General features: G+C 74.4%; 9 protein-coding genes. 4 read left to right on the top strand and 5 right to left on the bottom strand.

From position 1 onward, the window contains the following. From ACFVVX_RS10475 to ACFVVX_RS10490, 4 genes are all read left to right on the top strand, one after another. On the top strand, positions 1-909 hold the full coding sequence (locus tag ACFVVX_RS10475; RefSeq protein WP_387943795.1) for a sugar kinase: 909 nt from the start codon (positions 1-3) through the stop codon (positions 907-909). A 29-nt stretch (positions 910-938) separates the two neighbouring features. Then, on the top strand, positions 939-1,814 hold the full coding sequence (locus tag ACFVVX_RS10480) for an SMP-30/gluconolactonase/LRE family protein (RefSeq protein WP_387943621.1): 876 nt from the start codon (positions 939-941) through the stop codon (positions 1,812-1,814). 176 nt (positions 1,815-1,990) lie between these two features. Continuing rightward, a complete protein-coding gene (locus ACFVVX_RS10485; protein WP_387943623.1) occupies positions 1,991-3,280 on the top strand; it encodes an MFS transporter in 1,290 nt (429 codons plus the stop codon). A gap of 59 nt (positions 3,281-3,339) precedes the next feature. Beyond that, the gene (locus ACFVVX_RS10490; RefSeq protein WP_387943625.1) at positions 3,340-4,515 is read left to right on the top strand and encodes a mandelate racemase/muconate lactonizing enzyme family protein; all 1,176 of its coding nucleotides are present in this window, start codon (positions 3,340-3,342) and stop codon (positions 4,513-4,515) included. 641 nt (positions 4,516-5,156) lie between these two features. On the opposite strand, the gene ACFVVX_RS10495 is transcribed toward ACFVVX_RS10490, so the two are convergent. The 5 genes from ACFVVX_RS10495 to ACFVVX_RS10515 form a co-directional block, all read right to left on the bottom strand. After that, the gene (locus tag ACFVVX_RS10495) at positions 5,157-5,978 is read right to left on the bottom strand and encodes a carbohydrate ABC transporter permease (RefSeq protein WP_387943627.1); all 822 of its coding nucleotides are present in this window, start codon (positions 5,976-5,978) and stop codon (positions 5,157-5,159) included. Beyond that, the gene (locus ACFVVX_RS10500; RefSeq protein WP_387943629.1) at positions 5,975-6,931 is read right to left on the bottom strand and encodes a carbohydrate ABC transporter permease; all 957 of its coding nucleotides are present in this window, start codon (positions 6,929-6,931) and stop codon (positions 5,975-5,977) included. Before ACFVVX_RS10500 ends, ACFVVX_RS10495 begins: the two co-directional genes overlap by 4 nt. Before the next feature lie 10 nt (positions 6,932-6,941). Continuing rightward, entirely contained in the window at positions 6,942-8,252 is a 1,311-nt protein-coding gene (locus ACFVVX_RS10505) for an ABC transporter substrate-binding protein (protein ID WP_387943631.1), read from the bottom strand. 408 nt (positions 8,253-8,660) lie between these two features. Next, on the bottom strand, positions 8,661-11,510 hold the full coding sequence (locus tag ACFVVX_RS10510) for an AAA family ATPase (RefSeq protein WP_387943633.1): 2,850 nt from the start codon (positions 11,508-11,510) through the stop codon (positions 8,661-8,663). 134 nt (positions 11,511-11,644) lie between these two features. Then, on the bottom strand, positions 11,645-13,918 hold the full coding sequence (locus ACFVVX_RS10515; RefSeq protein WP_387943635.1) for a glycoside hydrolase family 97 catalytic domain-containing protein: 2,274 nt from the start codon (positions 13,916-13,918) through the stop codon (positions 11,645-11,647). Positions 13,919-14,132 lie beyond the last annotated feature (214 nt).

The raw sequence follows: 14,132 nt of genomic DNA on the forward strand, positions 1-14,132 counted from the left end.
ATGGCGGCCCTGCGCGCCGACCGCCCCCTGCACCTAGGCGGCACCCTCGCCCTCTCGACGGCCGGCGCCGAGGCCAATGTCGCGATCGGCCTCGCCAGGCTGGGGCACGCGGCGCGCTGGGTCGGCGTCAACGGCGACGACGAGTTCGGCCGGCTGGTCCTGCGCACCCTGCGGGCCGAGGGCGTGGACGTGTCCTGCGCGTCCGTCGACGCCACCGCGCCGACCGGCCTGGTGGTCTTCGAGCCGCGGGTGGCCGACCTGGTGCGGGTCTCCTACTACCGCACCGGCTCGGCCGGGTCCCGGCTCACGCCCGCCTGTCTGGCCACCGCCCTCGCCGAGGGCGCCCGGATCGTCCACCTGACCGGTGTCACCGCCGCCCTCGGCCCCGGCCCCCGGGCCGCCGTCGAGGCCGCCGCCCACGCCGCGCGGGGCGCCGTCTGCCTGGACGTCAACTACCGGGCCAAGCTCTGGTCGCCCCAGGAGGCCGGGGCCGCGCTGCGACCGCTGGTCCCGCTGGTGGACGTCCTGGTGGCCTCCGACGACGAACTCGCCCTGGTCGCCCCGCCCGGCGCCGAGCACGAGGCCGAGTGCGTCGAGGCCCTGCTCGCCCAGGGCGTCGGCGAGGTGGTCGTCAAGCGGGGCGCCGCCGGTGCGGAGGTCTTCACCGAGCACGGGTCGGTCGCCAGGCCCGCCGTCCCCGTCCCGGTCCGGGACACCATCGGCGCCGGGGACGCCTTCGTCGCGGGCTACCTCTCCGGGCTGCTCGACGGCCTGCCGGTGGAGGAGCGGCTCGACCGGGCGGTGACCACCGGGGCTTTCGCGGTCGCCGCGGCGGGAGACTGGGAGGGCCTGCCCTTCCGTGACGAGCTGACCCTGCTGCACGCCGCGCCCGGCACCGCGCTGCGGTGACGGCGCCCGCACGAGAGGAGGCGGCGGCGATGGAGGCGGACGACTGGCAGCCCTGCTTCCCCGGGCGCTACCAGCTGGGCGAGGGCGCGCGCTGGCACGAGGGCCGGCTGTACTTCGTCGACCTGCTCCGGGGCACCCTGTACAGCTGGGGGCCCGGGGACGACCCGCGCCGCCCGCGGTGCGAGGCCGAGCTGGACGTGCCGCTCGGCGCGGTCGCGCCGGTCGCCGGGCGACCGGGGCAGTGGATCGCCGCCGCCGGCCCGGGCGTGGCCCTGCTGCGCCCGGGCGCGGAGCCGCGCTGGGTGGCCCGGCCGGAGGAGGGCGCGCCGCGCCCGATGCGGATGAACGACGCGGCCTGCGATCCGCAGGGCCGGTTCTGGGCCACCAGCATGGCCGCGGACGCGGCGCCCGGCCGCGGGTCGCTCTACCGCATCGACCGGGACGGCTCCGCGCACCGGGTGCTGACCGGTCTCACCGTCCCCAACGGGCCGGCCTTCGACCCGTCCGGCACCACGCTCCACCTGGCCGACAGCGCCCGCGGTCTGATCGTCTCGCACGACGTCGACCCGGACTCCGGGCTGCTCGGCCCCGCCAGGCCGTTCGTCCGGCTCGGCCCGGGCGAGGGGCGGCCGGACGGCATGACCGTCGACGACCGCGGCCACCTCTGGGTCGCCCTCTGGGGCGCCGGGCGGGTGCACGGCTACGACCCGCAGGGCCGGCTCGGTGCCGTGGTTCCGGTGCCGACGCCGCACGTCAGCAGCGTGGCCTTCGGCGGCGGCCGGATGCACGTCACCACCGCCCTGCACCGCCTGGCCGATCCGGGCCCGTCGGCGGGCGCCGTCCTCGGCCGGCCGTCCCCGGTGACCGCCCCGCCCGTGGCGGCCTTCCGCCCGGAGTTCCCGTGAGCGGGGAGGGCCGGGCCGCGGCGGCGTCCCGGTCGGCGAGAAGTCCGTAGCCGGACTCTGGCGATTAGTTCGTATATCGCATACGTTGGAGGTGTTCGCTCCGCCGAGCCAGACCCGGAGTCCCCATGAGCACCACCCGATCCACCGGCACCGGAGCACGGACCAGAGGCGGCACCATGAGCAGCACCCCCGCGGCGGGCCGACGCCGGACGATGGTCGCCGGCACGGTCGGCACCGTCATGGAGTGGTACGACTTCAACCTCTACGGCCTCGCCTCGGCCCTCGTCTTCGGCCCGCTCTTCTTCGGATCCTCCGGCCTGGGCGGCACGCTGGCCTCGTTCGCCACCTTCGGGGTCGGCTTCGCCGCCCGGCCGGTGGGAGGCGTGCTCTTCGGCCACCTGGGCGACCGCATCGGCCGCAAACGCGTCCTGCTGATCACCCTGCTCGCGATGGGCGCCGCCACCACCCTGGTCGGAGTCCTGCCCACGTACGCCGCCGCCGGGGTCTGGGCACCCGTCCTGCTGATCGTCCTGCGGGTCGCCCAGGGCATCGCCGTGGGCGGGGAGTTCGCCGGCGCCACCCTGCTGACCGTCGAGAACGCCCCGGCCGGCCGCCGCGGTCTGCACGGAGCGGTCCCCGCGATGGGCACCGGCGCCGGCTTCGTCCTGGCCAGTGCCGTGTTCGGTACGGTGTCGCTGCTGCCCGACGACGCCTTCCTCACCTGGGGCTGGCGCATCCCGTTCCTGATCAGCATCGGCCTGGTCGCCTTCGGCCTGTGGCTGCGCCGCGGCATCGACGAGACCCCGGCCTTCACCGCCCTGGAGCAGCGCGGCGCCACCGTCCGCTCCCCGCTGACGGTGATCCTGCGCACCCGGCCCGGAGCGCTGCTGAGGGTCGTCGGGATCACCGCCTCGGGCTTCGTCTGGGGCTACCTGATCCAGGCCTTCGCCCTCTCCTACGCCACCAAGGACCTCGGCATCCCCCGGTCCACCATGCTGTGGGCGATCGCCCTCGCCTCGGCCCTGGAGATCCCGGCCGTCCCCTTCTGGGGCCGGCTCTCCGACAGCCTCGGCCGGCGCCGGGTCGTCCTCGCCGGACTCCTCTGCACGGCCGCCTACGCCTACCCCTTCTTCCTGCTGCTGGAGACCCGCTCCGCCCCCGTCATCCTGCTCGCCCTGGTCATCGCCGTCCCGGTGTGCAAGGACATGGCCTTCGGGCCCCAGGCGGCCCTGGTCGCCGAGCAGTTCGACGCCCGCGTGCGCTTCAGCGGCGTCAGTGTCGGCCGGGAGCTCGGCGGCGCCCTCTTCGGCGGCACCGCCCCCTTCGTCGGCACCGCGCTGGTCGCGGCCGCCGGCGGATCCACCACCCCGGTCGTCCTCTACATCGCCGCCGCCTGCGCGGTCACCGCGTTCGCCGTCCTCAGCGGTCGGGAGACCGCCCACGGCGAGATCACCGGCGGCATCTGACCCCATGACTCCCTCCCCCGCACGGGGGGAGGGCCCAGCACTCCCCAGGAGCAGCCCCCGTGAGCACCCAGCCACTTCGCATCACCAAGGTCGAGGCGCTGGCCCTGTCGGCCAGCTTCGACGACCTGTACGACTCTCCCGAGGACGTGCCGGACTGGCTGCGCTACCCGGCCTCCAGCCACCTCGTCCTGCCCCGGCGGGGCCAGTACGCCACGCTGGTCAAGGTCCACACCGAGGACGGCTCGGTCGGCATCGGCGAGGCGTACGGCCTGCCCAGCCCCCAGGTCACCGCGACCGTGGTCGCCACCGTCCTCGCCCCGCTGCTGATCGGCCAGGACGCCCTGGCCACCACCGCGATCTGGGACCGCCTCTTCAAGGGCCAGGCCGCCGGCGGCCACAACCGCGGCTTCTACCTCGAAGCGATGGCCGGCGTCGACCTCGCGCTGTGGGACCTCCGGGGCAAGCTCGCCGGTGCCCCCGTGCACCGCCTGCTCGGCGGCCCGATCCGGGAGACCGTCGACTGCTACGCCAGCCCCGTCGCCCTGCACGCCGACCCCGAGGACTCCGCCCGCCAGGCCCTCGGCTTCGTCGACGACGGCTTCAAGGCCCTCAAGGTCAAGATCGGCCGGGGCGAGCGCACCGACCGCGCCCACCTCACCGCCGTGCGCGAGGCGGTCGGCGAGGACATCGAGATCCTCACCGACGTCAACTGCGCCTACGACCTGGACCAGGCCACCCGGGTCGGGGCCGTCCTGGCGGACCTCGGCATCTCCTGGTACGAGGAGCCGCTCCAGGTCGACGACCTCGCCAACCTCGCCGAGCTGCGCCGCCGCACGGGCCTGACCGTCGTCAACGGCGAGACCCACTTCACCCGCTTCGACCTGCGGGACTCCCTGCTCCACCGGGCCATCGACGTCTTCATGCCGAACGTCGCCCGCTGCGGCGGCATCACCGAGGCCATGCGCCTGTCCGCGCTCGCCTCCGCCTTCCACGTCGACATCGCCCCGCACGGCGTCGGCTCCGGTGTCAGCCTCTGCGCGGCGCTCCAGCTGTGCGCGGCCACCCCCAACCTGCGCACCTACGAGTACAACCGGCTCCCCAACCCGATCCGCGAGAACATCCTGCTCAACCCGCCGAAGTTCACCGACGGCGCCCTGGTGGTGCCCACCGGTCCCGGGCTCGGGTTCGAGCTCGACGACGACGCGGTCGACCGGTACACCGTCGCGCACTTCTGACCCCTTCCGCCCCACCCCTCCGGCGCCCTCGTGAGGCCGCGCCGGTCCCGAGACGGCGGTGGCGGGCCGTCAATGCCCTGACCCGGCCCGCCACCGCCCTGCGGTTCCCCGCCGCCCGCCCCGTCGGGCGGCGGGGAACCTTCGCCGGTCCGCCGGCGCTCCGCACGTCCCCGCACGTCCCGTACGTCCCCCACGGACTCCTGCCCGGGCACCCCCGCCCCGGCATTCCGCCCCGATACGCCCGGGCTGTGGAACGGCACCGTCAGCCGTTCCACAGCCCGGGTCTTTCCGTTTGCCCGGGCCGCTGCCGCTGCCGCTGCCGCTGCCGCTGCCACTGTCCCGCCCCGCCCTCCGCGTGCACCGCGCACCGGGTGCGGGGCTCCCGTCGTCCGGGGCGGCTCCGGGCGAGTACTACGACCTGGCCCACCGGGCCGCCCTTGAGGACCGAACCCGGACCTGGCGAGGGTGCCAGGTGCAGGCAGGTATAGGTCGGCGCCGCCGGGCACGCCGAAGGGGGCGCCGGCTCTCCGGCGCCCCCTTCGGGACTGTCGACAACGACACCGAGCCCGGCCGGATGCTTCCCTCTCGCATCCGACCGGGCTCGGTTCATCCACTGGTCCGCCCGACGAGGACCAGGGGCTCTACTCCTTCACCGCGCCGCCGGTCAGGCCGCTGACGAAGGTCTTCTGGAGGAGGACGAAGCCGAGCACGACCGGGATCGCGGCCAGCACGGAGCCGGCCATCAGCAGGTCCCAGCGCGGGGCGAACTGGTTCTGGAACTGGGCCAGTCCGACCGGCAGGGTGCGCAGCAGCTCGTCGTTGGTGACCAGTGAGGGCCAGGCGAACTCGCCCCAGGTCCACATGAACTTCAGTACCGCGACCGTCCCCAGCGCGGCCCAGGAGTTGGGCAGCAGGATGCTGACCAGGGTGCGCAGCCGGCCGGCGCCGTCGATCGCGGCGGCCTCGTCCAGCTGGACGGGCAGCGTGATGAAGTGCTGGCGCAGCAGGAAGATGCCGGTGGGGCTGGCGAGGAACGGCACGATCAGCGCCCAGTAGGTGTCGATCCAGTCGAGGTCGCGCATCACCAGGTAGAGCGGGACGAGGATCACCTGGGTGGGGATCATCAGCGTCGCGAGGATCAGGGTGAGCACGGCCTGCCGCCCGCGGAACCGGATCCGGGAGAGGCCGTAGGCGGCCAGGGTGTCGAACACCAGGTTGCCCGCGACGACGGCGACGGCGACCAGGAGGGAGTTCAGGAACCACCGGCCGTACGGGAACGCGGAGACGACCTCCTGGTAGGCGCCGGCGGTGAGGTGTTCGGGCAGCAGGTGCCGGCCGTTGCCGACCAGGTCCTCCATCGGCTGGAAGGAGGTCAGCACCATCCAGACCACCGGGAGTCCGGCGAAGACGGTGACGGCGGTGAGCCAGACCGCCGGGGCGAAGCGGATCGGGGACTTGCTCACGACTCCTCCCGGGAGGTCAGCTTCAGCCGGACGAGGGTGATCGCGAGGAGGATCACGAACAGCACCACCGAGGCCGCGGAGGCGACGCCGACGTCGCTGAGCAGGCGGGTGTAGATGAAGGTGACCACGGTCAGGGTCGCGGTGCCCGGGCCGCCCTCGGTCATGACCCACACCTGGTCGAACACCTTGAAGGAGTTGAACAGCAGGAGCAGGAAGACCGCGGCGGTGGCCGGCCTCAGCATCGGCAGGGTGATCGAGCGGAACTGCCGCCAGGGGCCGGCGCGGTCGATGGTGGCGGCCTCGTAGATCTCGTCGGGGATGCGCTGGAGGCCGCCGAGGAGGATCAGCGCGTAGATCCCGAACTCCTTCCAGATGCTCACCACGGCGACGGCCGGCAGGGCCAGGTCGTTGTCGAAGAGCCAGCGGGCGCCGTCCGCGCCGAACAGGCCGATCAGCGTGTTGACCAGGCCGTGGTCGGGCTCGTACAGCCACTTCCAGACGAGGCCGGCGACCACCATCGGGATGACGGCCGGGAGCACGGTGACGGTGCGGACGAAGCGGGCGGAGGCGAGCTCCCGGTTGGCGGCCAGCGCGGTCGCCAGGGCCAGCACGTAGGTGCCGGCGATGGTGATCGCGGTGAACACCAGGGTGTTGAGCAGGCTGGTCCGGAAGGTGCCGGCGCCGAGGACGTTCTGGTAGTTCTCGGTGCCGACGAAGGTGCGGGGGCCCAGCAGGTTCCAGTGGTCGGTGCTGAGCAGCATCGACTGGACCATCGGGTAGAAGGTGAAGCCCAGGATCACCACCAGGGCGGGCGCCACCGACAGCCAGCCGGCCAGGGCGCCCTTGGAGCGCCGTCGCCGGGGCCGCGGGGTCCTCGCGGTCCGGCTCGGGCCGCCCCCGGCGGCGGGGCCGCCGGGGGGGTGCTTGGCGGGGAGTTCGGTCATGGTCGTCATCGGCTTTCCGTCACTCCTTGCCGAGCGCCTGGCCGACCAGGTCGTCGATGCTCTTCAGCGCCTTGTCGACGGGGGCCTGGCCGTTGACGCCGGCGACGATGTTCGCCTTCTGCGCGTCCCAGCGGGCCTGGAAGGCGTGGCGGTCCTGGAGCAGCAGGTCGGGGGTGTTGCGGGAGAGCTGCTCGAAGATGGCGTTCCAGTTGGGGTCGGCCTTGACCTTGCCGTCCACGGTGGCCTTCACGGCCGGGTCGACCTTGGCGAGGTCGTACGGGAAGATCGCGTGGAAGTCCATGTACTGGGCGCTGCGCTCGGGCGAGGCCAGCCAGCGCATGAACGTCCCGGCGCCGTTCAGGTTCTTGCTCGCGGAGCTGGCGACCAGGCTGTGCCCGCCGACCATCGAGCAGCCGCTCTTCGGGCCGGCCGGCATCGGGGCGACGGCCCACTTGCCCGCGACCTTGTCGCCTCCGGCCTGGACGTTGGCGATGACGGACTGGAAGAACGGGAACATCGCGACGTCGCCGCTGATGAAGCCGTTGAGGGCGCTGGTGCCGGTGGGGGACACCTTGTCGGTGTAGAAGGACTTCATGTAGTCCATCGCGGTGCGCCCGGCCTCGGTGTTCTGGGTCGAGGTCTTGAAGTCCGGCGTGGTGAGGCTGCCGCCGGCCTGGCAGAGGAAGCTCTCCCAGGTGGAGTTGATCGCGTTGAGGTGGTCGTCCATGCCCTTGAACTGCCAGCCGCTGACCTTCTTGCCCGCCTCGGCGGACTTGGTGCTGATGGTGGCGGCGGTCGACTTGAGCTCGTCCCAGGTCTTGGGCGGGGCGCTGAACCCGTACTGCTGGAGGATGTCGGTGCGGTACAGCATCACGTCGACGTCGAAGTAGAGCGGGGCGCCGTACGCCTTGCCGTCGTACTCGTCGACCTTGGCGAGCGGCAGGAACTTGTCGGTGTCGGCGGAGGTGTAGCCGAGCTTGTCGAGCGGGGCCAGTGCGCCGGACTTGAGGTAGTCGAGCTCCAGGCCGTTGTTCATCAGCCAGACATCGGGCCCCTTGCCGGCGGCGATGGCCTGCTTGATCTTGTCGCGGCCGTCCTTCCACTCCAGCAGCGTGAGTTCGACCTTCACCTTGCTCTGGGAGGCGTTGAACTCGTCGACCAGTGCCTTGACCTTGGTGTCCTGGCCGATCCAGTAGGGCATCGACCAGAACTTGACGGTGGTCGGACCGGCCGATTCCGAGGACCCGCTGCCGGAGGAGCAGGCCGAGGCGGCGAGCGCGAAGGCGGACGCCAGGGAGAGGACGGCGAGTCTGCGGCGGAGTGGTGCCATGGGTGGGTCTCCTTGTGCGGCGGGCTGCGGCTGGGTCGGCCGCCCCGGGGTGTGCAGGGGCAGGGACTGCGGGCCGATACGGCGTCTCTGGCGGCGAAACGCCGCTGTCACTTACCGACCTGAGGCGTAACGTATGCGATATACGAAATGAGCGCCAGGGTGTGTTGCCGTTTCGTGTTGTTGACGAGACCGCTCGTTGGCCATCGGGCCCCTCCGGCCGCGGACGCCGGTGCGCCGCACCCCGCCGGGTGCGTCGTACCGGCGTGCCGAGCCGTCGGCCCCGTGCCGGGAAGATCACGACACATCCAGCAGAGCCGGGCGGGTACTACGTATGCAATGCGGGTGACCACGTACTTGCCCGGAGGGTCTCCCGGGGGCGGGGCCCCTCGCGCCCGGGACGGCCGCGCCTCAGAAGGTGCGGCCGCGCACCTCGTCCCGGGTGCACCCGAGCTTGCGCAGGACGTTGGCGACGTGCTGCTCGACGGTCCGGGGGGAGAGGAACAGGGCGGCGGCGATGTCCTTGTTGGCCGCGCCGTCCGCCAGCAGACGGCCCACCTGTTCCTCCCGCGGGGAGAGGCGGTCGCCGTAGCCGGTCCGGCCGCGCAGCCGGGGCCGGTCCTGCCCGAGGTCGCGCAGCAGGTGCAGGCAGCGCGCGGCGTCGGTGGTGGCGCCCATCCGCTCGTGGGCCTCGGCGAGCCCGGTCAGCAGGGCGGCGGCCTCGCCGTCGTTCCGCCCGACGAGCGCGCGGGCGGCCAGCTCGCCGGCCAGCGCGGCGCGGTAGGGGCGGCCGACGGCGGTCCACATCAGCCGCGCCCGGTCGAACTCGGCCGCCGCGCCGGCCGGGTCCGCCGCGCGCAGCACCAGGCCCCGGCAGACCAGCGCCTCGGCCTGTGCCCCGGGGGCGTCGGCGCCCTCGATCCCGGCCAGGTGCCGCACCGCGAGGTCCTCGGCGGCGGCCCGGTCGCCGCGGTCGAGCGCGATCTCCACCGCCGCCGGCACCAGGTCCCACGCGTACACCCACTGCTCCTTGCGGGGCAGCAGCGGCAGGTAGTCCGCGACGGTCCGCCACGCCGCCTCCGTGTCGCCGCGCGCCAGCTGGACGCGGGCCAGGCCGGCGGCCGCGCCCAGGGCGTTGACGTTCTTGTGCGCGGGATCCCGGGCCAGCACCCGCCCGAAGCGCTCCACCGCCCGCGCGGTGCGGCCCCGGGCCGCCGCCGTGACGCCCTGCGCGGTCGCCAGCAGGTCGTCCACCGCGAGCGGCTCGTCGAGGTAGTCGGCCCGGAAGGCCGCGTACCGCTCCTCCCAGTCGGACCACTCGCCGGCGGTCCAGGACAGCAGCAGCCGGTACGAGCGGCAGTGGACGACCAGGGCGTGGGCGTGATGGCGCTCCGCGAGCGCCAGCGACTCCTCGGTGTAGCGGGCCGCGCGCTCGTCCTGGCCCAGGCAGATCCCCACCTCGGCGGCGTTGGCCAGCGCCCGCGCGGTGTGCCGCACGACCTCCGGGTCCGGGTCCTCGCGGGGCAGCGCGGCCAGTTCGGCGGTCGCCCCGGGCATCCCCATCGCGGCCGTCAGCGTGATCCGGTTCGCCGCCACCGAGGCCTGCGCCGCCCGGTCCCCGCTGCCGGACAGCGCGGCCTGCGCGCGCTCGATCCAGGCGCGCTGCTCGGCCGCGGAGAACCGGCTGGTCTCCCACATCGCGAGCACCGACATGGCCCGTGCGGCGAGCTCCGGCCGGTGGGCCTCCAGCTCCTCCACGGCCCGCTCGATCTCGGCCTCTCCCGAGGGATCGGCGGCCTGGTTGAGCAGCATCAGCCCGAGGTCGAGCCGGATCTCGCCGCGCGCGGCCTCCGGCAGCCCCGGGCCGGCGACGATCCGGCGCAGGGTGGCGATCGTCCGGGTGTACTCGGTGGCGTCCCAGGCGATCCGGGCCAGGGCGAGCGCCGCTCGCGCGTGCAGCCCGGGCGGCAGCCGGGGCTCCTCCAGGATCTCGTGCAGCAGGGTGGCCGCGGTGCCCTGGTCGCCGACGGCCACCGCCTGGTCGGCGGCGGCCAGCGCGTGGTCCAGCCAGGCCCGGGTGTCGCCGACCAGGCGGGTGTGGTGGGCGATCTGCACCAGGGGCGGGTTCGGCAGCCGCCAGAGCGCGGCGAGCGCCTGCCGGTGCAGCCGGGTGCGCTCGGGGCCCGGGATGTTCTCGTAGTGCGCGCGCCGGGCCAGCGCATGCGCGAAGCCGTAGCTGTCCGGGCCGAGCTCCCGCAGCACTCCGGCCGTCAGCGCGGCCGTCAGCGCCCGCGCCGCCGCCGCGGGATCGAGCGCGGTGGTGTCGGCGAGCAGCCGCTCCGTGGCCGGCACCTCCAGCACGGCCGCGGTGTCGACCAGGGCCACGGCCTCCGGCGGAAGCCGGTCCACGCGCTCCGCGAACACCTCCCGCAGGCTGCGCGGCACCCCGCCCGGCTCCCCGTCCGGGTGGTCGCGCAGGGCCAGCAGGTCCTCCTCCGCCACCAGCGCGAGCCCCTCGCTGCGGCTGTACAGCGCCCGCACCAGCGCGGGGGTGGCCGCCGGGCCCAGCACCGACCGGGCCATCTCCGCCACGTCCGGCGCGGTCAGCGGCCCGAGCACCAGCTCGGCCCCGCTGGTGTTCGGCGGGCGGCGGAACGCGGCACCGAGCAGCGGGCCGCGTCCGGGCAGGTCCTGGGCGCGGTAGGCGAGCAGCAGGGCGGCGTCACCGGGCAGGTCGCGACCCAGCAGCAGGAGCAGCTCGCGGGTGGCCTCGTCCGCCCAGTGCACGTCCTCGATCACCAGGAGCACCGGGGAGACCGCCTCCAGCACGGTGCGCACGGCCTGGGCCACCTGGTGGCGGGGCGGCACCGGCCCGGTCGGCGGGTGGGGCGGCGCCGGCAGCCGGTCGGCCAGCTCGGGCAGCAGCGGCGCCAGCCAGCCGGCGGCCGGGCCCAGGCTCCCGCCCGAGGGGGGCAGCCACGCGTCGGCGCTGCGCAGCGCCTCGATCACCGGCCCGTAGGCCAGCGGCTCGCGCAGCGGGTGGCAGGCGCCGGTCAGCACGTGCACACCCTCGGCGGCCAGGACGGCGGACGCCTCGGCGACCAGCCGTGACTTGCCGATCCCGGCGGGCCCCTCGACCAGGACCACCGACGGCCGGGACCGGGCGGCGCTCAGCAGGACGGCCAGCTCGCGCTCCCGGCCGACGAACGCGGGCAGCCGGGGGGTGCCCGAGGCGTGCTGACCGCTTCGCCCGACCGCCATGGCCGACACCACCCCGCTCCGGTACGCGCGCACCGGAGGGGGACCGGTGCACCTCGGGGTCCAACCTAGCCCCGCCCTGCGGAGCAGGCGTGCTGGAGGGCGGGCCTGCTGGGCCCGCCTCCGGCCGCCAGGGGTCAGGACGCGGTGAACAGCTGCTGTGCGGAGCCGTCGAGGGGCCGCTGCTCGAACTGTCCGCCCTGCGCCGCGGCGGCGGTCAGGTAGAGGCCGCTGTAGCGGTTGGCGAAGCGGACCCGGCCGCTGCCGGCGTCCTCCACCAGCCACTCGTCGTTGGTCTTCTCCCCGGCCGCGTACCCGCACTGGACGATCCTGGCGCCGGCATCGCGCGAGGCGCCCAGCACGACGAGGTCCTCGCCGCTGCCGCGGTTGACGATGCGCACGTACCCGTCGCCCAGCGGCCGCAGCTCGAAGGTCCGGCCGGCGCTGCCGTCGCCCGCGGCCCGGACCACCGGCACGTTGCAGCCGGTGGCGGCGCCCTCGACGGCGACCGCGTCGGCGGTGCCCGCGACCGTGACGCTGCGGTAGCCGGCGGGCAGGGCGGCGACCCGGGTCAGCTTGACGGCGTGGCCGCCGTGGGCGACGGTCGGGACGCTCAGGGTGTCCCCGGCCCGGATCACCCGGCTGGTGCGGACGAGGCCGTCCGGGCCGTCGGTGGTGATCTCGGCGTGCCAGCTGCCGCCGCCGAGGAAGGAGGTCGGGTACGCGACGGTCCCGGCCCCGCCGCCGGTGATCGCGCCCACGAACCAGCGGTCGCCGTTGCGGCGGGCGATGACCGCGCCGCTGACCGGGTCGCCCTGGACGAACCTGGACTCGTCCCACACCGTCGGCAGCTGCCGCATCCAGCGCTGGGCCTCGGGTCGGGCCCGGTAGTCGGAGACCTTCCCGCCGGGCAGCATCAGGGCGCTCTCGTAGAGGACGCCGAGGGCGAGTTCCGCCGCGTCGCTGTCGGGGTTGGAGCGCTGGAAGCTCATCGGCGAGTAGTCGGCCGCGCCGAGTGCGCCCCGGGTGTAGGGGATCGCGGTGACGTGGCCGATGGTGCGGCCGGTGCTGTACTCCTCGCCGCGGACGGCCTCCGAGGTCAGCACGTGCGGCCAGGTGCGGTGGACGCCGACCGGCAGCCGGGCGCCGTGCAGGTCGACCATCAGCCGGTGGTCGGCGGCGTCGGCCAGGGCCTCGTCGTACCACTGCTGGCGCACCTGGGCCTCGGAGCCCATGAAGTCCATCTTGACGCCGACGACGCCCCACTGGTTGAGCCTGGTGAACTCGGCGTCGCGCTGGGCCGCGGTTTCGAGGTCCGTCCAGCGGTACCAGAGCATGATCCGCACACCGCGGGCCTGGGCGTACGCGACCAGCTGGGGCATCCAGGTGACGCCCTTCCAGCCGTCGTCGACCAGCAGGTAGGGCCAGCCCTGCGAGGAGGCGTAGTCGGCCCAGGCCTTGAGCTTGCCGAGGTCCTTCTGGGTGGCCCTGGTGCCGTCGAACCACGGCCAGGCGGCGATGCCCGGCTTGATCCACGAAATGTCGGCGACCCTGGACGCCGGTGCCACGTCGTCCTCCAGGGTCGACTCCACGACGGCCGCCGTGCTGCCGATCGCGGCCACCCGCCACGGGGTGCTGAACGCGGCCGTCCGCACGACCTGGGCGTCCGCCAGCTGCACGGTGAAGCGGCCGCCGCCCTGGGTGTGGGTGAAGTGCCCGCCGGAGTAGCCGCCGTCCACCCCGGACTCCGAGAGCAGGACGCTCGCGCCGTTGGCCAGCCGGCCGAACAGGCTCATCCCGTACTCGCCGCTCGCCACCTCGGACACCGCCGAGGTGGAGTAGAGCTGCTCGTGGGCGGCCGAGGAGCCCTCGTGGCTGAGCTGCGCGTCGGTCGGGAGCTCGAAGGAGGTGGCCTCGCGCAACACGGTCGCCCCGCCCGGGAGTTCGTAGCGCAGCGCCACGCCGTCCGGGGACGTGCGGACGTGCACGGTGATCCGTTCGGCGCCCTTGGCGAAGACCAGCCGGGTCTCGGTGGCGGTGCGCGTACGGGTCCGGGTGTTGCCGGTCGTGGTCTCGTAGGTGTAGTCGACCTTCCGGTCGGAGCGGCTGACGAAGGCGAGCCCGGTGCTGAGGTCGGCGGTGCCGGTGACCAGTCCGATCGGGGCGGGCAGCAGGGCCGGCCTGCAGTTCCAGGTGGCGCCGAGGGTGGGCCTGCCGTCGGTGTCCAGGGCGACGGTGGCGCGGACACCGTCGCAGCCCGTCGGTGTCGCACCGGGCTGGACCGAGGTCCAGCCGACCGGTTCGGCGGCCGGGGCCGCGCCGGCGGTGGTCGTGCCGACGACGGTGGTCAGGGCGGTGGTGAGGGCCAACGTGGCCGCGGCTGCCAGGTCGCGTCGGGGGGTGCGGTTCATGGGGGTCCCTTTCTCTGGTTCCCCCGCAGGCGGTCGGCGGCCCGGGGTGGCGGGCCTGGGTGGGTGCCGTGGCCGGCTGCGGGGCGGGGGCTGTGTGCGGGACGCAGGCCGCACCGGGATTCCCGGGTGAGCGGCCTGGGTGGGCCGGCCCGGCGGCGGGTGCGGGCTCGTGCACCCGCCGCCGGGCCGACGTCCGTGATGGTCCGTCAGGCGG

Source organism: Kitasatospora sp. NPDC058170 (assembly GCF_042883905.1).
Lineage (GTDB): Bacteria > Actinomycetota > Actinomycetes > Streptomycetales > Streptomycetaceae > Kitasatospora.

Bases quoted from the DNA above. Each gene is read 5' to 3' on its own strand.
- ACFVVX_RS10475 (WP_387943795.1), top strand. From the start codon at position 1: ATGGCGGCCCTGCGCGCCGACCGCCCCCTGCACCTAGGCGGCACCCTC.
- ACFVVX_RS10480 (WP_387943621.1), top strand. From the start codon at position 939: ATGGAGGCGGACGACTGGCAGCCCTGCTTCCCCGGGCGCTACCAGCTG.
- ACFVVX_RS10485 (WP_387943623.1), top strand. From the start codon at position 1,991: ATGAGCAGCACCCCCGCGGCGGGCCGACGCCGGACGATGGTCGCCGGC.
- ACFVVX_RS10500 (WP_387943629.1), bottom strand. From the start codon at position 6,931: ATGACGACCATGACCGAACTCCCCGCCAAGCACCCCCCCGGCGGCCCC.
- ACFVVX_RS10505 (WP_387943631.1), bottom strand. From the start codon at position 8,252: ATGGCACCACTCCGCCGCAGACTCGCCGTCCTCTCCCTGGCGTCCGCC.
- ACFVVX_RS10510 (WP_387943633.1), bottom strand. From the start codon at position 11,510: ATGGCGGTCGGGCGAAGCGGTCAGCACGCCTCGGGCACCCCCCGGCTG.
- ACFVVX_RS10515 (WP_387943635.1), bottom strand. From the start codon at position 13,918: ATGAACCGCACCCCCCGACGCGACCTGGCAGCCGCGGCCACGTTGGCC.